The sequence below is a fragment of the Acinetobacter parvus DSM 16617 = CIP 108168 genome, from assembly GCF_000368025.1.
Taxonomy (GTDB): Bacteria; Pseudomonadota; Gammaproteobacteria; order Pseudomonadales; family Moraxellaceae; genus Acinetobacter; species Acinetobacter parvus.
On the sequence record NZ_KB849210.1, the window covers coordinates 143,550 to 166,718 of the forward strand.

At 45.0% G+C, this 23,169-nt stretch carries 19 protein-coding genes and 3 tRNA genes; 13 read left to right on the forward strand and 9 right to left on the reverse strand.

Features of this window, described 5'->3' with window-relative positions; translation table 11 throughout:
- Positions 1-14 precede the first annotated feature (14 nt).
- The 10 genes from exaC (at position 15) to F988_RS01385 (ending at position 11,982) form a co-directional block, all read left to right on the forward strand.
- Positions 15-1,526 carry an acetaldehyde dehydrogenase ExaC gene (gene exaC / locus F988_RS01340; RefSeq protein WP_004680687.1) on the forward strand — a complete coding sequence of 504 codons (1,512 nt, stop codon included), beginning with the start codon at positions 15-17 and terminating at the stop codon, positions 1,524-1,526.
- Positions 1,527-1,820: 294 nt separating this feature from the next.
- Positions 1,821-2,588 (forward strand): bifunctional phosphoribosyl-AMP cyclohydrolase/phosphoribosyl-ATP diphosphatase HisIE, encoded by a 768-nt coding sequence (hisIE, locus tag F988_RS01345; protein WP_004680688.1) that lies wholly within the window; start codon positions 1,821-1,823, stop codon positions 2,586-2,588.
- Positions 2,589-2,597: 9 nt separating this feature from the next.
- The gene (locus F988_RS01350) at positions 2,598-4,106 is read left to right on the forward strand and encodes an AAA family ATPase (RefSeq protein ID WP_004680689.1); all 1,509 of its coding nucleotides are present in this window, start codon (positions 2,598-2,600) and stop codon (positions 4,104-4,106) included.
- A gap of 24 nt (positions 4,107-4,130) precedes the next feature.
- Positions 4,131-5,513 carry an AAA family ATPase gene (locus tag F988_RS01355; protein WP_004680690.1) on the forward strand — a complete coding sequence of 461 codons (1,383 nt, stop codon included), beginning with the start codon at positions 4,131-4,133 and terminating at the stop codon, positions 5,511-5,513.
- A 252-nt stretch (positions 5,514-5,765) separates the two neighbouring features.
- Positions 5,766-8,609, forward strand: coding sequence for a monovalent cation/H+ antiporter subunit A (locus F988_RS01360; RefSeq protein ID WP_004680691.1), 2,844 nt, complete (start codon positions 5,766-5,768; stop codon positions 8,607-8,609).
- A complete protein-coding gene (locus F988_RS01365) occupies positions 8,610-8,978 on the forward strand; it encodes a Na+/H+ antiporter subunit C (RefSeq protein WP_004674421.1) in 369 nt (122 codons plus the stop codon).
- Positions 8,978-10,789 (forward strand): monovalent cation/H+ antiporter subunit D, encoded by a 1,812-nt coding sequence (locus F988_RS01370; protein ID WP_004680692.1) that lies wholly within the window; start codon positions 8,978-8,980, stop codon positions 10,787-10,789. Before F988_RS01365 ends, F988_RS01370 begins: the two co-directional genes overlap by 1 nt.
- 1 nt (position 10,790) lies before the next feature.
- Entirely contained in the window at positions 10,791-11,318 is a 528-nt protein-coding gene (locus tag F988_RS01375; RefSeq protein ID WP_004680693.1) for a Na+/H+ antiporter subunit E, read from the forward strand.
- Positions 11,315-11,590 carry a monovalent cation/H+ antiporter subunit F gene (locus F988_RS01380; RefSeq protein ID WP_004680695.1) on the forward strand — a complete coding sequence of 92 codons (276 nt, stop codon included), beginning with the start codon at positions 11,315-11,317 and terminating at the stop codon, positions 11,588-11,590. Before F988_RS01375 ends, F988_RS01380 begins: the two co-directional genes overlap by 4 nt.
- Positions 11,591-11,601: 11 nt before the next feature.
- Entirely contained in the window at positions 11,602-11,982 is a 381-nt protein-coding gene (locus F988_RS01385; RefSeq protein ID WP_004680696.1) for a Na+/H+ antiporter subunit G, read from the forward strand.
- Between the two features lie 67 nt (positions 11,983-12,049).
- Here the strand turns inward: F988_RS01385 and F988_RS01390 are convergent, their stop codons facing one another.
- From F988_RS01390 to tpiA, 9 genes are all read right to left on the reverse strand, one after another.
- The gene (locus F988_RS01390) at positions 12,050-12,451 is read right to left on the reverse strand and encodes a ribosome-binding factor A (protein ID WP_004680697.1); all 402 of its coding nucleotides are present in this window, start codon (positions 12,449-12,451) and stop codon (positions 12,050-12,052) included.
- Positions 12,451-15,165, reverse strand: coding sequence for a translation initiation factor IF-2 (gene infB, locus F988_RS01395; RefSeq protein WP_004680698.1), 2,715 nt, complete (start codon positions 15,163-15,165; stop codon positions 12,451-12,453). The genes F988_RS01390 and infB overlap by 1 nt, the downstream gene beginning before the upstream one ends.
- 10 nt (positions 15,166-15,175) lie before the next feature.
- A complete protein-coding gene (nusA, locus tag F988_RS01400; protein ID WP_004680699.1) occupies positions 15,176-16,660 on the reverse strand; it encodes a transcription termination factor NusA in 1,485 nt (494 codons plus the stop codon).
- 37 nt (positions 16,661-16,697) lie between these two features.
- Entirely contained in the window at positions 16,698-17,222 is a 525-nt protein-coding gene (gene rimP, locus F988_RS01405; RefSeq protein ID WP_004680700.1) for a ribosome maturation factor RimP, read from the reverse strand.
- Between the two features lie 203 nt (positions 17,223-17,425).
- Positions 17,426-17,502: transfer RNA gene (locus tag F988_RS01410), tRNA-Met, on the reverse strand.
- A gap of 86 nt (positions 17,503-17,588) precedes the next feature.
- A tRNA-Met gene (locus F988_RS01415) sits at positions 17,589-17,665 on the reverse strand.
- 41 nt (positions 17,666-17,706) lie between these two features.
- A tRNA-Leu gene (locus F988_RS01420) sits at positions 17,707-17,791 on the reverse strand.
- 57 nt (positions 17,792-17,848) lie between these two features.
- Complete coding sequence (gene secG / locus F988_RS01425) at positions 17,849-18,178, reverse strand: preprotein translocase subunit SecG (protein WP_004680701.1); 330 nt, start codon at positions 18,176-18,178, stop codon at positions 17,849-17,851.
- A 12-nt stretch (positions 18,179-18,190) separates the two neighbouring features.
- On the reverse strand, positions 18,191-18,982 hold the full coding sequence (gene tpiA / locus F988_RS01430) for a triose-phosphate isomerase (RefSeq protein ID WP_004680702.1): 792 nt from the start codon (positions 18,980-18,982) through the stop codon (positions 18,191-18,193).
- A 362-nt stretch (positions 18,983-19,344) separates the two neighbouring features.
- On the opposite strand from tpiA, the gene pilB reads away from it, so the two are divergent.
- From pilB to F988_RS15535, 3 genes are read left to right on the forward strand one after another with little or no spacing between them, the layout of a single operon-like run.
- A complete protein-coding gene (gene pilB, locus F988_RS01435) occupies positions 19,345-21,057 on the forward strand; it encodes a type IV-A pilus assembly ATPase PilB (protein ID WP_004680703.1) in 1,713 nt (570 codons plus the stop codon).
- Positions 21,058-21,081: 24 nt separating this feature from the next.
- Positions 21,082-22,308 (forward strand): type II secretion system F family protein, encoded by a 1,227-nt coding sequence (locus tag F988_RS01440; RefSeq protein ID WP_004680704.1) that lies wholly within the window; start codon positions 21,082-21,084, stop codon positions 22,306-22,308.
- Positions 22,308-23,168, forward strand: a complete 861-nt coding sequence (locus F988_RS15535; protein WP_004680705.1) for a prepilin peptidase — start codon at positions 22,308-22,310, stop codon at positions 23,166-23,168. The genes F988_RS01440 and F988_RS15535 overlap by 1 nt, the downstream gene beginning before the upstream one ends.
- Position 23,169: the final 1 nt, after the last annotated feature.

Here is a 23,169-nt window from a genome sequence, read left to right on the forward strand (position 1 = left end):
AAAGGAATATATATATGCGTTACATCGATCCGAATCAACCAGATTCCAAAGTCCAGTTTAAAGCACAGTATGAAAACTTTATTGGTGGCCAATGGGTAGCTCCTGTAAGAGGAGAATACTTCGACAACGTTTCACCTGTCGATGGCAAAGTATTTACAAAAATACCGCGTTCCTCGGTTGAAGACATTGAACTTGCACTTGATGCAGCCCATAAAGCAAAGGCTGAATGGAATAAAAGTTCTCCAACAGTGCGTTCAAATATCTTGCTCAAAATTGCTGATCGCATGGAAGCAAACCTTGAAATGCTTGCGGTTGCGGAAACTTGGGATAATGGCAAGCCAGTTCGTGAAACATTGGCAGCTGACATTCCACTGGCAATTGATCATTTCCGTTATTTTGCAGGTTGTATCCGTGCACAGGAAGGCGGCATTTCAGAAATCGATGAAGATACAATTGCTTACCATTTCCACGAACCTTTAGGTGTCGTTGGACAAATTATTCCATGGAACTTCCCAATTCTCATGGCTGCATGGAAACTTGCTCCTGCACTAGCAGCAGGTAACTGTGTCGTATTAAAACCAGCAGAACAAACACCTGTAAGCATTCTACTTGTTTTAGAATTAATCCAAGATATTCTACCTGCTGGTGTATTAAACGTTGTGAATGGCTATGGTGTCGAAGTAGGCCGTCCACTTGCCACTAATCCTCGTATTGCCAAAATTGCATTTACAGGTTCAACCCAAGTTGGACAGTTGATCATGCAATATGCAACTGAGAATATTATTCCAGTCACTTTAGAACTTGGTGGAAAATCTCCAAATATCTTCTTTGAAGATGTTATGGATCAAGAAGATGATTTTCTTGATAAAGCACTTGAAGGCTTTGCAATGTTCGCACTCAATCAAGGCGAGATTTGTACTTGTCCCTCTCGCGCATTAGTTCAAGAAAGTATTGCGGATAAGTTCTTAGAAAAAGCCATTGAGCGTGTGAAACGTATCAAAGTTGGACATCCACTTGATACTGAAACAATGGTTGGTGCACAAGCTTCGCAAGAACAACAGGAAAAAATCCTACGTTGTATTAACATGGGTCGAGAAGAAGGTGCTGAACTTCTTACGGGTGGTGGTGCTAGACAAGAAGTGGGGGAAGGTTTCTATATCGAACCAACTGTCTTCAAAGGACACAACGCGATGCAGATCTTCCAAGAAGAAATTTTTGGACCAGTTCTATCTGTAACAACGTTCAAAGATTTTGATGAAGCCATCAAAATCGCAAATGACACCATCTATGGTTTAGGTGCTGGGGTTTGGGCTCGTTCTGCACATACTTCATACCGCGCTGGTCGAGCAGTTGAAGCAGGCCGTGTTTGGACAAACTGTTATCACATCTATCCTGCCCATGCTGCATTTGGTGGCTATAAAAAATCAGGCGTTGGTCGTGAAAACCACAGAATGATGTTAGATCACTATCAACAAACCAAGAATTTATTGGTGAGTTATTCAACTAAACCTGCTGGATTCTTCTAAACACGGCATCCATGTCATTCTTTTTGAAAAGGGCGAATGTATATGACATTTGCCCTTTTTATTTATTCACTCGACCACGATCCACCTACGTTGCAATGATGTTTTCAAACTCATTGTAATTAGGCGGCACATACAATTTTAGCAAGGCATCCTTTCTGATTTAATAAAAAGACTAAATCAACCACTCATATCATCTGAGTGTCTTGCGTATGCCAAAATAAAAACAAACACACATAGCCAACCCTAGCCACAAACGCTACACTAACGGCTTTCCACTCAATGGATTTTTCACTCATGTCAAACTGGTTAGATGAAGTTAAATTTGATTCCAATGGTCTTGTTCCTGCCATTGCACAACATCATCAAACTGGTCGAGTGTTAATGGTTGCGTGGATGAATCGTGAAGCATTACAACTGACGGCTGAAAAAAATCAAGCCGTGTATTACTCACGTTCACGTCAAAAATTGTGGCACAAAGGCGAAGAATCAGGGCATTTCCAAACAGTGCATGAAATTCGTTTGGATTGCGATGCTGATGTAATTATTCTGCAAATTGAACAGCATGGTGGTATTGCTTGCCATACAGGTCGTGAGTCTTGCTTCTATCGCAAACTCACCCCTCAAGGTTGGGAAATTGTTGATGCTCAACTGAAAGATCCGACTGCAATTTACGGCGCATCCGCCAAAACAGAAGCACACGATCATGGTCAGGCTGAACAAGTCGACGTACTCAGTCACTTAGGTCGTTTGATGCAAGAACGCAAAAAAGCTGAAGCAGATAGTTCTTATGTTGCCAGCCTATACAAAAAAGGCATCAATAAAATTCTGGAAAAAGTCGGTGAGGAGAGCGTGGAAAGTATCATCGCGGCCAAAGATTATGCGGCGCATGCTTCACTGGAAAATAAACACGACCTGATCTATGAAGTTGCAGATTTATGGTTCCACAGTATCGTCATGCTCGGTTACTTTGATCTTGACCCACACGTTGTTCTGGATGAACTCGCGCGTCGCCAAGGTCTTTCTGGTTTGGTTGAAAAAGCCAACCGTAGTAAAGAGGCGTAACCCATTCCTGTGTCGAGTATCGAAAAACCCAAAGCCACCTATGAGCAAGCGGTTGCCATAGATAACGCCCGTTTAGGGCAATCCTTTAAAGTGATTGCGTATGCTGGCACAGGTAAAACCACGACGTTGCAAATGATCAGTGACGCCATGCCCGAACGGCGTGGTATGTATTTGGCTTTTAACAAGGCCATTGCATCGGAAGCACAAAGTAAATTTCACGGCAATGTAAATTGTCGTACCTTTCACTCGCTGGCTTTCCGCAGTGTACCGCGTGGTGTGACTGATAAATTACGACTACCTCGCTTAAGCCCAAGTTTTATCGCAAAAGAATATCGTCTGGAACCCATTACCCTGCGGCGATTAATGGGCGGACGTTATGAAAAATATGTGTTGATGCCAAGCCGCTTGGCGAGTTTAGTTGCTAATGCGGTCAGCTATTTCTGCTCGACCAGCTCACAATACCCTGCACCTCGTCATATTCAAGCACCAAGCTGGTTGCATCAAGATGATATTGAATCGTTACAACAGCACTTATATCCAGCAGTTGAACGCCGTTGGTTAGAGTCAATTGATCAAAACCATCAGGCAGGGATTGGTCACGATATTTACCTCAAACTTTGGGCATTGTCTGAACCCAACATTCCCGCCGATTATGTGCTGTTTGATGAGGCTCAGGATGCTGATCCGTTGATGCTCGGCATTTTACTGCGCCAGAAAAGCACACAAGTGATTTATGTGGGTGATGCACATCAGCAAATCTATGCTTGGCGTGGCGCAATCAACGCCATGCAGCAAATGCCGTTGCCCGAAAGTCGTCTCACCACCTCATTCCGTTTTGGTGACGCTATCGCCGATGTTGCCAATAGTCTGCTTGGTGCATTAAACGAAACTGTTCCGTTATTGGGCAATCCAAATGCTAAATCGAGTGTGGTGAATAAACCGCATACCAAAATGCGCGATGCAATTTTGTGTCGTACCAATGCGCGTGCAATGGAATTACTGCTTTCAGGCTTGCTGCATGGTGATAAGGTCAGCCTGCAAGCCGACCATCAAAAACTCAGTCGATTTGTCGATGCAGCGAGTTTGTTAAAACAGGGCAAACGCATTACCGATGTGCCTGAACTGGCGTGGTTTAATTCATGGCATGATGTGCATGAATACTGTGAAACCAATGATGGCAGTGACATCAAGCCTTTGGTCAAGCTGGTGGATGAACATGGCACTGAACCACTGAAAAAGGCATTGGCGAAAATTACCCCGATTGAACAGGCAGACTATGTGATCTCAACCGCGCATAAGGCCAAGGGCCTGGAATGGAATCGGGTGCATATTGAAGATGATTACCAGTTCAAGATTAACGGACTGGAACATAAAATTACAGATGAGGAATTAAGACTACTTTACGTCGCCTGTACGCGTGCTAAAGTAAGTTTAAATATCCATCATCTTTATGACCTGATACAACAATTAAAGCTAAAACAAAGCGCTCCCTCAAGTCTTCGCCAGTCCGTAGGTTAAAGCGCTCGTGACTGAGGTGAACTTATGCAACTTGAATCGGTTCTATTTAAGCATGTTGGCAGGTTTCGGGACTTAAACATTGAGTTTCAACCTGAACAATATCCGATTACCCTGATTCTGGGTGACCAGTCCACAGGTAAAACCACCATTCTAAAAAATATCTATCAGGCTCTGACCTGGTTTTCGGCACGCTATAAGGATATTCGTACTGCTGGTGTTGTGATTGCGGATCAGGACATTATGCTGACTCGGCTACAGGCCAAAATCCAGATTCAGGTACACATGAGTGAGGAACTCAATCATGGCTTGACTGAAAGTAGCGCTGCACAGGCAGCCGACACACAACGCTGTAGCTGGAAACTCTACAAAACCTTTAACAGTCAGGGGGTGGGAATTAGTCAGGTTGAAAGCCAGCAGCTTGACCAGATGGTGAGCCTGTACCAAAAGATGAATCAACAGGACCCCTTGCTGGGTTTGCCAATGATTGCCTACTATCCTGCGGAACGTTTTGTACACGAAGTGAATCTACAGAGTAAAAATGTGCCAGGCACCTTGCAGGACATTTCAGCCTATGATTTAACACCCATTCCCTACACCACCTTTGCACGTTTTTTTGAATGGTTGCGGGAAATCAGCGATGTCGAGAATGCGCACTCGGCCCATATTGTCAGACGCCTGATGGGTAACGATTTTAACCAGCAGAATCAGTCCGAAATATTACAAGAACTGCAACTGGAACTGGTCAAGCACCCCAAACAGCTCTCGGCACCCAACCTGCATGCCCTGAAAACCAGCCTGAATACCGTTTTTCCCAAGCTGCAAGACCTTTACATTCAGTATGTTCCCAAGCTGCAACTGATGGTGCGTTATGAAGATCGGGTGATGCCATTTCAGCAACTGTCTGCATCAGAAAAAACCTGGATTGCGCTGGTGGGTGATATTAGCCGCCGATTATGCCTGCTCAATCAACATAGCTTTGATCCATGCCTGGAGGGCGAGGGCATCCTGCTGATTGACCACGTGGATATGCAGTTGGACCAGAATGCATGTGCCGAAATTCTTGAGCGCTTGCATGAGGCATTTCCCCGCCTGCAAATCATTGTGACAGGCAACCGTGATGAATTGCTTGAACATGGGCTGCATTATCAGTGCCTAAAACTGGATCAGCACGGTATTTACCCAATTCAGCTGGAGGCATCACAACAGCAGCTTTCCACCTTATATCAGGATTTGGTGCAGTCTGGACCAGAGAATGAGACCCAACCCCCACCACTCCTGCCCTCTGAACCGACATTAACCAAAATGGATGCATTATTCCACCAGATACAGGCACTGAATCCACAGGAAAAGTCTGATTTATTGAATTTGCTCAAGATTGATGACACACCACAACAAAGCCCACTTTGAAATACGGTTCAATGCAGTATTGAAAATAATCCATCAACATGATATGTAACTTCATGTAATAACATCAGATTTTTATTGATATTTTATAGTAAAATAAATCTCATTTTTTATTTTCAAGTTGTGCAATACAACTTGTGATTGTCCCTGTTCACTTGATTGGGTTTCTGGATTTGAAGTTTTGGTATTCTCCTTGAGTGCCTGTGAATCCTGAAAGAAAGTTCATCCTTAGGTCTCCCGACCTAAATCATCAATATGGATACCAGTGTGCTACCGATTATTATCTTATTACCGCTCATACTCGGCACCACCCTTGTCTCACAACTGCAACGTATTTCACGGGGCGTGACGGCACTTGGGGCGATTGGCATCAGCCTGAGTTGTTTTATTTTACTTCTGACCCAGGCAGAAACGGTTCTTCAGGGCAATACTCTGCTGCAAAGCTGGGATTGGCTGCCACAACTGGGCATCAACCTGAGTTTTCGTCTGGATGCGCTCGGTTTATTGTTTGGCCTGCTGATTAGCGGTATCGGTACGCTCATTTATATTTATGCCTATTTCTACCTCAGTCCCAAAAACTCACTGAGTAAACTGTATTTGTTGCTGATGCTGTTTATGGCAGCCATGCTGGGCATCTCGCTTTCGAACAACCTGATCATCCTATTGGTGTTTTGGGAGCTGACCAGTATCTCCTCTTTCCTGCTGGTTGGTTATTGGAGCCAGTACGATGCCGCACAGCGTGGTGCGCGCATGGCCCTAACCCTTACAGGTATGGGCGGCCTTGCCATGCTGGGGGGCTTTGTACTGCTTGGGCAGATCACGGGAACCTATGAAATTGATCAACTGGTGCTGATGAAAGATACCATTCAACAGCATCACCTGTTTGTACCGACCCTATTACTGATTTTACTGGGTGCATTTACCAAAAGTGCACAGTTTCCATTCCACTTTTGGCTACCCAATGCAATGGCTGCACCCACCCCAGTTTCAGCCTATCTGCACTCTGCAACGATGGTAAAAGCGGGGATTTTCCTGCTGGCACGTTTAGCCCCAATTTTTATTGGTGCCGCGATGTACCACAACATTGTCACCTTTGTCGGTCTGTTTACGCTGTGTATGGCAGCAGGTTTTGCCATTTTTAAAGAAGATTTAAAAGGCTTATTGGCATACTCCACCATCAGCCATTTGGGCCTGATTGTGTGCCTGCTTGGGATGGGCTCCCCGCTTGCGGTTGCGGCGGCCATTTTCCACATTATCAACCATGCCACCTTTAAGGCGGCACTCTTTATGATTGCAGGGATTATCGACCACGAAACAGGTACACGGGATTTACGCAAGCTTAGTGGGATTTGGGCACTGCTTCCATTTACGGGAACCTTGACCATGATCACCGCCGCCTCCATGGCGGGCGTGCCATTGACCAATGGCTTTATTTCCAAAGAGATGTTCTTTACTGAGTTATTGGCAAACCTCTCTGGCCCAGTGATGGTGATCTCGGCCATTGTGGCAACCCTGGCGGGAATATTTGCGGTCAGCTATTCGATTCGTTTGGTACATGGCGTGTTTTTTGATGGTGTGGTAGGTAAAAACGTTCCAAACAAGAATGCCCATGAACCAGCACTTGGTATGCGACTGCCTGCAATTATCCTTGCGACTTTATGTATTCTGGTGGGTATTTTCCCTGCCCTGCTTGCGGGTGCAATGGTCAACAGTGTCACCCGTGCCAGCCTGATGCAGCCAAATTTTGAGGGGGTCCACCTCGCCATCTGGCATGGTTTTAATGCTCCTTTAGTCATGAGCCTGATTGCACTGGTTGGTGGAACGCTGTTCTATTTTGCCCTAGCCAAACAGGGGCGACTGCGTAAAATCGACCTTGATCCCTCGTTTGGACGCTTTCAGGGCCGAATTTTATTTGATTTATTTCTAAAACATTTGTTGCTCAACAGCCGTAAGATTAAGCAGGCGACTGAAAATGGCTCCTTGCAAAGCTACCTGCTCTGGATTGTGCTGTTTAGCATTGTCATGGTTGGCTTGCCACTGTTCAACCAAGGCTTAACCACAGGTACACGCGAACTGACCCATGCACCGTGGGTAGCAATTGTACTGTGGCTCACTCTGTTCTCTGGTTGCTGGATGATGCTCTGGTTCCACCATGAGCGCATCAAGGCCGTGCTGATTAGTGGGGCAGTGGGTCTGGTGGTCACCATGGTATTCATTACCCTGTCAGCGCCAGACCTTGCCCTGACCCAAATTACGGTTGATATCGTGACCACTGTGTTGCTGCTGATGAGTCTATCCTTGCTGCCACAGCTCACTCCTTATGAATCCAGTCGTTCACGGCGCTGGCGCGATGCCAGTCTGGCCATTGCAGGTGGTTTGGGAATTGGCTGGATTAGCTGGCTGATTTTAACCCGTGACCACAATTCAATTTCATGGTTCTTTATGCAACAGTCGATTCCTCTGGGTGGCGGCTCGAATGTGGTCAACGTCATCCTTGTCGATTTCCGTGGTTTCGATACTTTCGGTGAAATTATCGTTTTGGGCATTGCTGCCATTGGTGCACTCTGTTTGATGGATGGTATGCGTGCGCATGGCACCACCATGACCCAGGGACTCACCTATCGCTTTAATCCCTCACCCTTAATGTTACGTATTACGGCATCATGGATACTGCCGCTTGCACTGGTGGTCAGCACCTATATTTTCATGCGTGGACACAACTATCCAGGTGGTGGTTTTATCGCGGGACTGATTACCGCGATGGCACTGATCATTCAATATATTGTGTTGGGTCAGGAACAGGCTGAACGTATGATTGGAGCTCGGTCTGGTCGTCTCTATGAAATCTGGATTGGTTCAGGATTGACCATTGCAGGATTGACAGGTATTGCGGCATGGTTCTGGTCACGTCCATTCCTGACCAGCGCGCACATTTATGTGGAACCCCCCTTACTGGGCAAAATGCATCTTGCCTCAGCAGTCGGATTTGATACAGGCGTATATATCACGGTCGTCGGGGCGACCATGTTATTGATCTCGGTACTGGGAGACTCACGTCACTCCAGCATGTCTGGCCCTATTCCCAATGGAGACAAATAAATGATCAGCCTTGAATTTTTATTGGCTTCGGCAATTGGTCTACTCACCGCCACAGGGATTTACCTCATCCTGCGTGCCAGAACCTTTCCCGTGGTGCTTGGCCTTGCCATGATCGGCTATGCCGTGAACCTGTTCCTATTTGCGATGGGACGTTTACAGGTCAATGCTCCCGCCATTTTGACGGAAACCACCAAGGTCACCGACCCATTGCCACAGGCACTGGTTTTGACTGCAATCGTGATTGGGTTTGCCACCACGGCGTTTGTTGTGCAACTGGCACTGCGCAGCCGTTATGAATCGGGAAATGACCATGTCGACTCCAAGGAAGAGCCGACCCTGACCTATGACCCACGTGAGGATGAGCCATAATGTTTGATTTGAATACTTTCTGGCAGACTCACACTCCAATCATCAGTATCCTGATTCCAGCATTGACCAGCTTTATGCTATTGCTACTGGGTAACCCTGGGGCAGGTTCATTAAAACAGGACTGGCGACAACCCTGGCGGCGTAGCATCAGCCTGACTTCAGCAATTCTCGGTCTGCTGACCGCCATCAGTTACCTGATGATTGCCAGTACAGGACAGATTAGTGTTTACCAGCTCAGCGAATGGTCTGCCCCGTTTGGTATTGTACTGGTACTGGATCGCTTATCGGCATTTATGCTGGTGCTGACCTATGCACTGGCCATTCCCGTAATCTGGTATGCCAGCGACAACTGGGACACCCGCGGACGCTATTTCCATACCATGTTCCACTTCCTGCTCATGGGAGTCTGTGGCGCATTCCTGACAGGTGACCTGTTTAACCTGTTTGTATTCTTTGAAATCCTGTTAATGGCCTCCTATGTACTGTTACTACATGGTCAGGGTCGTCCAAGATTCCAGTTGGGTATCCATTACGTCACCATCAACCTACTGGCATCCGCCCTGTTCCTGATTGGTCTGGGCATGATTTATGGCAGTGTTGGCAGCCTAAATATGGTAGATGTGGGTCGTATCCTGCCTACACTGGACGATGACCAGCACAAGCTGGCAATTGCAGGTGGCCTACTGCTGTTTGTAGTGTTTGGCATCAAGGCCGCAATGCTGCCTGTCGGATTCTGGCTGCCAAAGACCTATGCGGTTGCCAGCACACCTGTTGCCGCCATATTTACCATTATGACCAAGGTTGGGATTTATGCGATTTTACGTGTTAATGGCACAGTGTTTGACGATGCCATGGCACAAAGCATTTTTAAAAACACACTATTGTTGATTGGCCTGATCACTTCGATTTATGGGGTGATTGGTGCAATTGGTGCGGAACGGCTACGTCGTTTTGTTGGCTTCATGGTGCTGTCATCTGTGGGTACATTGCTGATCGCTATTGCCATGTTCAACACACAGGCATGGTCAGCGGGTCTGTATTATCTGGTGCATAGTACCCTGATTGCCGCTGCATTCTATCTGTTCTGTGGCTGGATTACCGCCCAACGCGGCATGTTCAAGGATCATCTGAAAGTTGCACCCAAAATCAAGAATGAAAAGGCAGCGGCACTGACCTATTTCCTGATAGCAATGATGATCGCAGGTTTACCACCATTTAGTGGCTTTCTCGGTAAGGTCTTTATTTTACAGGCCACCGCTGAAACGGCGTATCAGGGCTGGATTATCGCCATTATCCTGATCGTTAGCCTACTAAGTATTCTTGGATTGACCCGTGTGGGTTTCATTCTGTTCTGGCGTGCCAGTCCACCTGAAATTGACCCGAATGAAGCAGCCTATCAAACTTATCAGGGATTGCCAGCCTATGCACCCAACCGTAATGACACAGCCATTTATATCATTTTGGCAGGGCTGATGGCTTATGTCGTGTTTGCATCACCAATCCAGACCTATACCGTATTGACTGCACAGCAAATCCAGAACCATGCGCTCTATAATCAGGCTATCTTAAAAACGGATGCACAGGGTCGCGTGATTAGCGTACAACCTTATGATCCAACCTACCTGCCTGAAACTAAATATGGCGGCGAAGTTGAAGACCACAATGCCGTGCTGATTCCCGATGTTATTTCCAAAGCAACCCTACAGGGTGAGCATATCTCGGAATACAAGCAGCGCCAGATTGCTCAACAAACACTGGATATGCCGACAGTTCCAAATTCAACCCAGTTAAAGCCAATGGAGGAACACTGACATGCAAAAAATAAGCTTGCTCGACCGTTGGTTCCCCCACCCCTTTGTGTCATTTCTGGTGTTTTTGAGTTGGCTGATGCTATCGCACAGTGTGGACCCGACTGACATTTTAATGGCGCTATTACTGGCTATTGTCATTCCCCGTCTGGTACGTCCCTTTATTGCCAGAACCCCCCACATTCACTGGCTGCCTGCGATCAGATTGGTGTTTGTGGTGCTGTGGGATATCATCGTTTCAAATTTTCGTATTGCCAAACTGGTGCTGGGTCCACTGGATCATCTGCACCCGAAATGGTATCGCGTGCCACTGGAAACGGAACATGAACAGATCAACACCTTGCTGGCGATGATCATTACCACTACTCCTGGAACTGTTTCAGCAGGGATTGATCAGGAACGGGGGGATATCCTCGTTCACGCACTCAGCACAGATGATACCGAGCTGGATATTCAGGATATTAAAAAGCGCTATGAAATGCCTTTGATTGAAATCTTTGATGTAAAGCTGAACAAGGGAGCAAGTAAATGACGATTTTACCGTATGCGCTGGGTATTGGTCTAATTGCCATTACCCTCTCCATGTTCCTTTGCCTCATCCGCCTGATTATTGGCCCGTCTGTGATTGACCGTCTGCTCGCATTGGATACACTGTTCCTCAATGCCACCTGTTTGGTTGTGGTGCTGGGTATTTACTGGGTCAGCAACAATATGTTTGAGGGCGCCCTATTGGTTGCAATGCTTGGCTTTGTATCCACAGCCGCACTTGCCCGTTACTTCACCACTGGACATGTGATTGATTAAGGAGAGTGGTTATGCAAATAATTTTTGAGATTATCATTTCGTTCTTTTTGATCTTTGGTGCATTTTTCATGCTCGTAGGTTCCATCGGAATGATTCGCTTACCCGACTTATTTATGCGTCTGCATGCACCGACTAAATCAAGTACGCTAGGCTTAGGAAGTTTTTTAATTGCAGCTATGATATTTGGAGCGACTCAAGGTCGTTTCGGTTTTACTGAATTATTGATTACTTTATTTGCCTTTATTACTGCTCCAGTATCTGCAAATTTAATGGCACAAGCTGCAATTCATTTACGTTTGCGTTCAACCAGTGGTGATGTACCAGAGGCTTTAAATCGTCCGCTACCATGGCAACGTTACCATCGTAATACAGAAAAGAAAGACCAACTATAGTTGGTCTTTTTTAATAACATTCTTCATCTATAAAGAAAGCCACCCGAAGGTGGCTTTCTTTTAGAACTTATTCTTTATCGTCTTGCCCTTGTTGAGGCAGATCTTTCACAGCTTCCGCGATCAGACCAAACATATAGTTGCCATAAGCATTGGTTTTATCGTAATGGAAACGCAATCTTGGCGTAATACGTGTCTTGATACGACGGCTCAACTCATGACGCAAAAAACCAGAAGCCTTATTCAATACATCTAAAGTTTCTTTATTTGCGACTTCACTTTGCTCATCACCAAGTTCACGCCCCATCACAGTGACATAAACTTCAGCATAACCCATGTCTGCACTGACTTTCACCGCAGAGATGGTCACCAGACCACCTAAGCGAGGATCTTTAAGCTCTTGACGGATCAGCTCAGACAACTCACGTTGTACTGAATCCGCCATGCGCTTTAAGCGTTGGCTACCCGCCATTAAAGACTCCGTTTAATCAATTGAACATCATAGACTTCGATCTTGTCTTTAACTTTGATGTCTTTATATCCTTTGACTGCAAGGCCACATTCCATACCAGCACGAACTTCTTCAACCACTTCTTTATAACGACGAAGAGATTCAAGTTCACCTTGGAATACAACCACGTCATCACGTAATACGCGAATCGGTTTATTACGATGCAATGTACCTTCAAGTACCATACAGCCTGCTGCCGCACCAAACTTACTTGAATGGAACACTTCACGTACTTCTGCAACACCCAGAATTGTTTCACGGTGTTCAGGTGCAAGCTTACCACTCATTGCAGCTTTTACATCATCAATTAAATGATAGATCACGCTGTAATAACGGATATCAATGCCATCCTGATCAGATTTTTGACGGGCCGTATTGTCTGCACGCACGTTGAAACCTAACAACACTGCTTCTGATGATTCAGCTAGCGTTACATCTGACTCAGTGATCGCACCAACGCCAGAACCAATAACACGTACTTTCACTTCATCAGTAGAAAGTTCATCAAGTGCAACATGTAATGCTTCTAAAGTACCGCGCACATCAGTTTTGAGTACAACATTCACATAAGGAACATCTTTTTTACCCATAGACGCCATGATGTTTTCAAGACGCATTGCACTTGCACGCTCTAAACGCTTATGACGTTCACGGTCTGAACGAGCATCAGCAACTTCACGCGCTTTCTTCTCGTCATTCACGACAAGTACTTCATCGCCTGCCATTGGTGCATCAGGTAAACCTAAGATTTCAACTGGAATCGAAGGGCCCGCTGATGTAATACGCTTACCATTTTCATCCACCATCGCACGTACACGACCGTAAGATGAACCAGCAAGAACGAGATCACCAATATTCAAGGTACCATTTTGTACCAGAATTGACGTTACTGCACCGCGACCTTTGTCAACACGCGCTTCAATCACCACACCTTGCGCCGCACCTTCTGCTGAAGCTTTAAGCTCCATCAGTTCAGACTGAATCAAGATCAAGTCAAGTAGTTCATCAATTCCCGCACCAGAGTGCGCCGAAACTTTGGCAATCGGAACATCACCGCCCCACTCTTCAGGCACGATCCCTTTAGTGGTCAATTCATTTAATACACGATCTGGATCCGCCGATTCTTTATCCATCTTGTTGATGGCAACAATAATCGGGGTTCCAGCAGCACGCGCATGGTCAATTGCTTCAGCAGTTTGTGGCATTACACCATCATCAGCCGCAACCACGAGAACCACGATATCAGTCGCTTTTGCACCACGTGCACGCATTGACGTAAACGCCGCGTGTCCTGGTGTGTCGAGGAAAGTAATAATGCCTTTCTCAGTTTCAACGTGATATGCACCGATATGCTGGGTAATACCACCCGCTTCACCCGCTGCCACCTTAGAGCGACGGATACGGTCCAGTAACGATGTTTTACCATGGTCAACGTGACCCATGATCGTTACCACTGGTGGACGAGTAGTTTGCTCACCACGCGCCTCTTCAGCCGCAACCAGCAAGTTATCTTCTGCCTGCGTATCAGAAACAAGAACAGGGTTATGCCCTAGTTCCTCAACCACAAGAACTGCTGTATCCTGTTCAATGGCCTGGTTCTGAGTCACAAGCTCACCCATCTTCATCAGGGTCTTGATGACTTCACGAACCTTAACCGCCATTTTTTGTGCAAGATCGGCAACGATAATCTTCTCACCAATCTCAACATCATAAATCTGTTTCTTAACAGGCTTTTCAAAACCATGTTTGTTTGACTGGCTGGTTTTCAAGCCACGCTTATGATGGCTCTTGCTAAAGCTCTGCTCCGCCTGGGCATCGCCACCACGGCCACCTTTCTTGCTTGCACGTGGATTTGCAGTTGCACCGCCACGCTTGATTTCACGGTCTTCCTTATTGAAAGAATCTTCATACGCCTGACCAACAAGTCCAGCGGCTAAAGGCGAATCATCAATCACACGAATGGTTGTGGTTGCATCATCATTTGAATATTTCGAAGCCATCTGGCGCATTTGCTCCAGCGTACGCTTCTGCGCCTCTTCTGCAGCTTTACGACGTACAGCTTCTTCAGTCGCCTTTAACTTGGCTGCTTCTGCTTCACGGGCTTTTTTCTGTTCAGGTGTTTCTGTTGGCTTAACAACAGGTGCTTTAATCACCTTGTCACTACCGCGTTTTTTCACCACAACTGCGGTTTTTGAAGGAGCTTGTGAAGCACTTTCAGAAGTATGCGCTGCACGCATGGCTTCCAAAGTCGCATTGGTTTTTTGTTCACCATGAATACGGGCTTTGCTATCCGCTTCTTCACGCACTTTCTGCTCAGCACGGGCTTTCGCCTCAGCTTCGGCACGAGCTTTGGCTTCCGCAGCGATCTGCTCTGGATTTGGCTTGGCAAAAACCTGCTTTTTACGCACCTCAACATTGATACTTTTTGCTTTACCCGAAGTGCTGGTGACTTTGGCTGTGTGGGTAGTTGTACGTTTCAACGCAATTTTTCCTGTGTTACCACCGCCCTGACCATGTACTTTTTTCAGGTGATTAACCAAAGTATCCTGCTGTTCAGTGGTAATAATGTCATCTGCTTTACGCTGTGGTAGACCTGCATCGCGAACCTGTTCCAGGAGTTTCTCTACAGGACGTTCTACGCTGAGCGCTAACTCTTGAATCGACTTGTCCGTCATCTATTATCTCCTAGTTAAACCATGATTCACGTGCTTTCATGATTAATTGACCTGCTTTGTCATGGCCCAAGCCTTCGATATCTGAAATATCATCAGTCGCTTGGTCCGCCAAGTCATCAATCGTAACCACACCACGCGCCGCCAATGCATAGGCAATCTCGGTGGTCATACCATCCATACCGAGAAGTTCCACACTTGGCTCTTGAATATTTTCCTGCTGTTTTAACGCATCGGTTAAAGCAGCCTCTTTTGCACGGCTTTGCAGCAATTCGACCAAATCAGCCTCAAGCTCGATTTCATCAAATGTCTCAGCTGGCACATAGGCAATTTCTTCCAGAGCAGTGAAGCCCATTTCGACCAAAGCCATAGCCAAATCTTCTTCAATATCGAGACGGGACATAAACATATCCAGATATTGCTGTGCCTCATTTTGCTGACGAGCACGATACTCTTCTTCCAGCATCATGTCGAGTTTATAACCCGTTAATTCCGATGCCAAACGAACATTTTGCCCCTGCGAACCAATGGCACGCGCCAACTGGTCATTGGTGGCGAAAATGATATCCGCACTGTGTGCATCTTCATCAAGGACGATTCCAGATACATCAGCTGGTTCCAATGCGCTTGCGATATATTGCGCTGGGTCATCAGACCACACCACAACATCAATACGCTCACCATTCAACTCCTGCTGTACCGCCTGGATACGTGTACCACGCATCCCAATACAAGCACCCACAGGGTCAATACGATGGTCATTGGTTTTCACTGCAATTTTAGCACGAACACCTGGCTGACGCGCTGCCGCCTTAATTTCAATGATTTCTTCAGAAATTTCTGGAATTTCTTTCTTCATCAGGGCAATCAGCATTTCAGGACGTGCACGTGACAATAATAATTGCGCACCACGACCTTCACGGTTGACGCTATACAAAATGGCATTAATACGTTGCTTAGGACGTAAAATCTCTTTATGAATGGTTTCTTCACGTGCCAAATACGCTTCAGCATTGTCACCAAGGTCAATGATAAAGCCATCTTTGGTTTGCTTTTTCACTTCACCATAAATCAGCTCGCCCACTTTCGACTCATAAGCATCTGCAACCAATGCACGCTCTGCCTCACGAATCTTTTGCACAATTACCTGCTTGGCAATTTGCGCTGCAATACGACCGAATTCAATCGATTCAACTTCCAGCTCACGCACATCGCCAATTGACCACTTCGATGGGTCTACATCAGAGATGGCATCCTGACATGCAGGCATTTCATGATCTTCATCCGCAACGACAGTCCATTGACGGAACGTGCGGTAATCGCCTGTTTTACGATCAATCTCAACTCGAAGCTGAGCTTCTTCCGAGTGTGTGCCGTCGTAAAACTTTTTCTTCGTTGCCGCAACCAGCGCTTGCTCTAGGGCTTGGAAGATTGCTTCACGACTAACACCTTTTTCATTACTAACCGTTTCTACAACGGTAAGAATTTCACGGCCCATAAGTCACCTACCGATTTCTTATACAATTAAGTTAATATTAGTCTTGATAGATTAAGTTTGCTTTATCAATATTATTACTATCGATTTCAATCATATGCCTAGCATCCACTTCAACCTGGATCATTTCATTTTCCAGATCAACGGAAAGCAGTTTTGCCTGAAATTTACGACGGTTCTCAACGGCAGCAATGAGTCGTAAAGCGACCTGGTGCCCAATATACCCAGACATTTGTGACAACTGAAAGAATGGACGGTCCCAACCTGGTGAGGATACTTCCAGGGCATACTCACCTGAAATTGGATCATGAACATCAAGCATTGCACCAACCTGTTGCGTCACGCGAACACAGTCTTCAACACCAATGCCACGCCCTTGTTCAACCTCACCCTCTTCATTCAGGACAGGTTCAGCACTCTCATCAATCGGTTTATCAATAAAAATGCGTAATAAAGAACGTTTACCTTGTGGTAGGAACTCAATCCCCCATAAATCTACACCACAGGCAGCCACAGCTGGTGCGATAAGATCATATAATGCTTGAGATTTATTTGATAATTTCATTTACTCTCGTTGCTCTCATGCGAGCCAATCAATCCCGTATAGTGAAGCATGATGTTCTTGATCACGCCATACGACTCATATCGACACTACACGACAGCCAAACAACCAATAAAAAAGGGCGTAAATCGCCCCTATTTTACACAGAAAAGCATTGCCCACTGTGCAAAAAGGCCCACCTTACTGTGAGCCTCCTTTAAGAAACTTGGTAGCGGGAGCTGGATTTGAACCAACGACCTTCGGGTTATGAGCCCGACGAGCTACCAGACTGCTCCATCCCGCATCAACGTGCAAAAAGTATATACAAATATAAAAAAAAGTCAATTGAAGTTTTTTACATTTGCCTGATTAAGTTGCACCTTAATCAAATGGTAGCGGGAGCTGGATTTGAACCAACGACCTTCGGGTTATGAGCCCGACGAGCTACCAGACTGCTCCATCCCGCATCAACAATCACTGCAACACCAAACTTACTGGTTATTAAGCTTGGTGCGGAAGGGGGGACTTGAACCCCCACGCCCGAAAGCACTACCACCTCAAGGTAGCGTGTCTACCAATTCCACCACCACCGCAGCTTTCTGGGACGCATTCTATTCCTTTAAATCCCAAAAGGAAAGGATTAATTCGACTTATTCTGTCGTTTTCGGTGCATTTGATGAAGTTTCAGGCGATGTTGTAGGAACAGACGTTGAACTTTGCACAGTTTTTAAACTATAGGCATCTATGGTCTGTTTTTTCGCAAAAACCGCCAGGGTTAAACTGGTGACGAAAAACAATGCGGTAAAGATAGTAGTTAAACGGGTCAGGAAATTTCCCGCCCCAGATGCACCAAATACTGTTGCCGCACCACCGCCACCGAATGACGCGCCTGCTTCCGCACCCTTACCTTGTTGTACCAAAACCAATGCAATAATCAAGATTGCTAAAATGATATGTACAACGAGTATAAAACTATACATTTCTATTCCCCGTTACTTATTTTGTGCAAATGCTTTTGCAATTTGGTAAAAAGATTGCGCGTTGAGTGATGCCCCACCCACTAAAGCGCCATTAATATCTGGACATGCCGCCAATTCAGCCGCATTTTCAGGCTTAACACTGCCACCATATAAGATCGCCATTTGCGCACCTACAGGTGTAATTTGCTTTAGCCCCTCACGGATTTTTGCATGCATGGTTTGGGCATCTGCTGGTGACGCAGTTTTTCCCGTACCAATCGCCCAGATCGGCTCATAAGCAACCACAATATTTTGCCACTGTTCAGGCTTCACCACTGAGGCGATATCACAGATTTGTTGCAATACCACTTGCTCAGCCAGTCCCTGCTCACGCTGCTCAAGGCTTTCACCCACACAGTAAATCACATTGAGACCAGCATTCAACGCATTATACAATTTTGACTGAAGCGTTTCGACACCATCACCAAATAATTCACGACGCTCGGAATGGCCAACCAAAACAAAATCAATTTGGCTATCCTTGAGCAATTCTGCACTCACTTCACCTGTATACGCACCCGTTCCCGCTACACGCGATACATCCTGAGCCACCGTGTAAATTGTCCGAACCGCATCCTTGAGCTGTGCCTGAATACTTGTAAGCGCAATTGCAATCGGTGCCATACCAATATGGCATTGCTCAGGCAAAATATTGTCCTGTTGTAATAGCCGTTTAAATTCTTCTATTAATTGAAGAGCGTCAGCATGCATTGGATTCATTTTCCAATTGCCAACAACCCAAGGGGTAATGGTCGGAGTCGACATACTTTGGTCTACTGCTAATTTCTAAAAAATGCTGCATATTTTACACGGATTTTTATAAAATTCAGTTTTTTTATCTGGTTTAACCTGATAACCACTGTACAGTTGTTTGTAAAAATTAATGTTACAAGGGAATAGCATTCTATTTATTTGAAAGTAGGTCATTTCCTGACGGATTTTATTATTTTCATTTTTAGCTAATTGTCTTGGTTTTAGAAAATTAATTTGTAAAAAATTCGATCAGTTCAACGTTTTAGATACGAATCAAGTCAAAAACGACACTTTCTCCAGTAGTATTTTTACCCAACAAAAGTATAATTTTGTAAGATAGCTATTATAAACATTTATTGTCACAAGGCGGACAGATGTCAGGTTTACATACGTCTCCAAAATTTTCAGGGTTCATTCGGCGTTTAGTCGAAGAGGGGCATTTGTCTGCATCAAACATGCAGAATGCCATTGATGCGGCAAAAAAGGCCCAACAGGATATTGTGGCTCACCTGATTGAGCATCAACGCCTCTCACCACTCACAGTTGCAGAAAGTATTTCCCATGAATTCGATGAGCCTCTTTTTGACCTTGCTGTATATGATACAGCCTTATTACCCAAAGATTTAACAGACAACAAGCTGATACAAAAACATCGTGTTGTTCCGTTAATACAACGTGGACAAATTTTGTATGTTGCTACGAGCAATCCAACCAATATTGATTCATTAGATGCCATTCGCTTTAACACCAAGCTTAATATTGAACCGATTATTGTTGAACATAACAAGCTTGAGAAACTGATTGAACAACAGTTTGGTGACAGTGGTAGCTTTGATTTCGGTGATAGTGAAGATTTTGACCTAGATGTGGATGTCGTGACAGACACACCTAAAGATGATGATGAACCTGCCCAAGGAGAGGAGTCTCCGATTGTAAAATATATCAATAAATTATTGATTGATGCGATTCGGATGGGTGCATCAGACTTACATTTTGAACCGTATGAAAAAATGTATCGAGTACGATACCGCGTGGATGGTGTATTACGCCAGATTGCTACCCCACCTTTACAAATGGCGAATCGACTTGCCTCTCGTTTAAAAGTGATGTCCCAAATGGATATTTCTGAAAAACGAATGCCTCAAGATGGTCGTATTAAACTTAAATTGTCAAAAACCAAAGCGATTGATTTCCGTGTCAACTCTTTACCCACCCTGTTTGGTGAAAAATTAGTACTTCGTATTTTGGATCCATCAAGTGCTATGCTCGGCATTGAAGCATTAGGCTATGAAGATAACCAGAAAGCATTATTCATGGAAGCACTTGAAAAGCCTCAAGGAATGCTACTGATTACAGGTCCAACAGGTTCTGGTAAAACTGTATCGCTATATACTGGTCTAAATATTCTAAACACTGAAGATACCAATATTTCAACAGCAGAAGACCCTGTGGAAATTAACTTGGAAGGCATTAATCAGGTCAACGTGAATCCAAAGACAGGATTGACTTTCTCTGCTGCATTAAAGGCTTTCTTACGTCAAGACCCTGATGTAATTATGGTCGGTGAGATTCGTGATTTAGAAACAGCCGAAATCGCCATTAAAGCCGCTCAGACAGGCCACATGGTGATGTCAACGCTACACACCAACAGTGCGCCAGAAACTTTAACTCGATTACGCAACATGGGGGTACCCTCCTTTAATATCGCCACTTCAGTCAACCTAGTGATTGCACAACGCTTAGCACGTCGATTATGTGCTCAATGTAAGGAAGTTGTTGAAATTCCAAAACAGAGTCTGCTAGAACTCGGTTTTACTGAACAGGATCTCACGGACCCAGAATTTAAGATATTTCAACCTGTAGGCTGTAGTGAATGCAGGGAAGGCTACAAGGGCCGTGTCGGTATTTATGAAGTCATGAAAGTGACGCCAGAAATATCCAGAATTATTATGGAAGATGGTAATGCCCTGGAAATTGCAGCAGCCTCGGAAAAAGCGGGATTCAACAATTTACGACGTTCGGGTTTGAAAAAAGTGATACAGGGGATTACTTCCCTACAGGAAGTCAACCGAGTCACCAGTGAATAAAATCAATAAAAAGGATTAAGAATCATGGCAGCGAAAAAAGCGCAAATGATGCCTACTTTTGCCTATGAAGGGGTCGATCGTAAAGGGGCAAAAATTAAAGGGGAATTACCAGCACGTAATATGGCTTTAGCAAAAGTCACCTTACGTAAACAAGGTGTGACCATCAAGAATATTCGGGAAAAACGTAAAAACATTCTCGAAGGATTAATGAAAAAGAAAGTCACCACACTAGATATCACCATCTTTACCCGCCAATTAGCGACTATGATGAAAGCTGGTGTGCCATTAGTGCAAGGTTTTGAAATCGTTGCCGAAGGCCTGGAAAATCCTGCCATGCGCGAAGTGGTGTTGGGGATTAAGGGTGAAGTAGAAGGGGGGAATACTTTTGCAGGCGCCCTGAAAAAATATCCTCAGTATTTTGACAACCTTTTTTGTTCCTTAGTTGAATCTGGTGAACAATCAGGTGCCCTTGAAACCATGCTGGATCGTGTAGCGATTTATAAGGAAAAAAGTGAATTACTCAAACAAAAAATTAAAAAGGCCATGAAATATCCAGCCACAGTCATTGTGGTTGCAGTGGTCGTAACCATTATTCTGATGGTCAAAGTGGTTCCTGTTTTCCAGGATCTGTTTAGTTCCTTTGGTGCAGACCTGCCCGCTTTTACTAAAATGGTCGTCAATATGTCCAAGTGGATGCAGGAATACTGGTTTATTCTTATCATCGTGATTGGCGCAATTATTACCGCTTTTCTTGAGGCAAAGAAACGTAGCAAGAAGTTTCGTGATCTTTTAGATAAAATGGCACTCAAGGCACCAATTTTTGGTGATTTAGTATATAAAGCCATTATTGCCCGCTATAGTCGTACCCTAGCCACCACCTTTGCAGCAGGTGTACCACTGATTGATGCTCTTGAATCTACAGCAGGTGCAACAAATAATGTGATTTACGAAGAAGCAGTGATGAAAATCCGTGAAGATGTCGCCACAGGCCAACAGTTGCACTTTGCGATGCGCGTTTCTAACCGTTTTCCATCCATGGCGATTCAAATGGTTGCAATTGGTGAAGAATCAGGTGCCTTGGATAGTATGCTAGACAAAGTGGCGACCCACTATGAAAATGAAGTGGATAATGCGGTCGATGGCTTAACCTCAATGATGGAACCATTGATTATGGCTATTTTAGGCGTACTTGTTGGTGGTCTTGTCATTGCCATGTATCTGCCAATCTTCCAAATGGGTTCTGTGGTCTAATGCAACAATCACTCTCTTATTTTATCGAGAACCCAACTGCACTGTACCTAGCAGTTGGGCTTTTGAGTCTATGTATTGGTAGTTTTCTCAACGTTGTCATTTTTCGTACGCCAAAAATGATGGAGCAAGAATGGCATCAGGAATGCCAAATGCTGCTTCATCCAGAGCAACCACTTATTGATCAAAGTAAGTTAACATTAAGCCAACCTGCCTCAACCTGTCCTCAATGTAAATCCCCTATTCGCTGGTATCAGAATATACCTATCATCAGTTGGATCATTCTTCGTGGCAAATGTGGTTCTTGCCAGAATCCAATTAGTATTCGCTATCCATTAATTGAACTTCTCACCATGGTTTGTTCATTAATCGTTGTAGCAGTATTTGGTGCAACCATTCAAATGCTCTTTGGCTTAGTCCTCACATGGGTATTGATCACACTCACTTTTATTGATTTCGATACGCAATTGTTACCAGACCGTTTTACGCTTCCTTTGGCAGCACTAGGTTTGGGAATTAACAGTTTTGCAATTTATACAACTGCCACGTCAGCGATTTGGGGTTATTTGATTGGTTTCCTCTGTCTATGGGTGGTTTACTATCTTTTTAAATTGGTGACTGGTAAAGAAGGTATGGGATATGGTGACTTTAAGTTGCTTGCTGCCCTGGGTGCCTGGATGGGGCCTATGATGCTTCCGCTTGTTGTGCTGCTTTCCTCAGTCGTGGGTGCCATTATTGGTATTATTCTCATGAAAATACGTGGTGAAAATCAGCCCTTTGCCTTTGGTCCCTATATCGCCATTGCAGGCTGGATCGCATTTTTATGGGGTGATCAAATTATGAAAGTCTATTTAGGTGGTTAAT

Excerpts from the sequence above, each read along its gene's own strand:
- pilB (WP_004680703.1), top strand. The coding sequence starts at position 19,345 with ATGTCAGGTTTACATACGTCTCCAAAATTTTCAGGGTTCATTCGGCGT.
- F988_RS01385 (WP_004680696.1), top strand. The coding sequence starts at position 11,602 with ATGCAAATAATTTTTGAGATTATCATTTCGTTCTTTTTGATCTTTGGT.
- F988_RS01365 (WP_004674421.1), top strand. The coding sequence starts at position 8,610 with ATGATCAGCCTTGAATTTTTATTGGCTTCGGCAATTGGTCTACTCACC.
- F988_RS01390 (WP_004680697.1), bottom strand. The coding sequence starts at position 12,451 with ATGGCGGGTAGCCAACGCTTAAAGCGCATGGCGGATTCAGTACAACGT.
- F988_RS01360 (WP_004680691.1), top strand. The coding sequence starts at position 5,766 with ATGGATACCAGTGTGCTACCGATTATTATCTTATTACCGCTCATACTC.
- F988_RS01375 (WP_004680693.1), top strand. The coding sequence starts at position 10,791 with ATGCAAAAAATAAGCTTGCTCGACCGTTGGTTCCCCCACCCCTTTGTG.
- F988_RS01440 (WP_004680704.1), top strand. The coding sequence starts at position 21,082 with ATGGCAGCGAAAAAAGCGCAAATGATGCCTACTTTTGCCTATGAAGGG.
- F988_RS01380 (WP_004680695.1), top strand. The coding sequence starts at position 11,315 with ATGACGATTTTACCGTATGCGCTGGGTATTGGTCTAATTGCCATTACC.
- tpiA (WP_004680702.1), bottom strand. The coding sequence starts at position 18,982 with ATGTCGACTCCGACCATTACCCCTTGGGTTGTTGGCAATTGGAAAATG.
- nusA (WP_004680699.1), bottom strand. The coding sequence starts at position 16,660 with ATGGGCCGTGAAATTCTTACCGTTGTAGAAACGGTTAGTAATGAAAAA.
- hisIE (WP_004680688.1), top strand. The coding sequence starts at position 1,821 with ATGTCAAACTGGTTAGATGAAGTTAAATTTGATTCCAATGGTCTTGTT.
- F988_RS15535 (WP_004680705.1), top strand. The coding sequence starts at position 22,308 with ATGCAACAATCACTCTCTTATTTTATCGAGAACCCAACTGCACTGTAC.
- infB (WP_004680698.1), bottom strand. The coding sequence starts at position 15,165 with ATGACGGACAAGTCGATTCAAGAGTTAGCGCTCAGCGTAGAACGTCCT.
- rimP (WP_004680700.1), bottom strand. The coding sequence starts at position 17,222 with ATGAAATTATCAAATAAATCTCAAGCATTATATGATCTTATCGCACCA.
- exaC (WP_004680687.1), top strand. The coding sequence starts at position 15 with ATGCGTTACATCGATCCGAATCAACCAGATTCCAAAGTCCAGTTTAAA.
- F988_RS01355 (WP_004680690.1), top strand. The coding sequence starts at position 4,131 with ATGCAACTTGAATCGGTTCTATTTAAGCATGTTGGCAGGTTTCGGGAC.
- secG (WP_004680701.1), bottom strand. The coding sequence starts at position 18,178 with ATGTATAGTTTTATACTCGTTGTACATATCATTTTAGCAATCTTGATT.
- F988_RS01370 (WP_004680692.1), top strand. The coding sequence starts at position 8,978 with ATGTTTGATTTGAATACTTTCTGGCAGACTCACACTCCAATCATCAGT.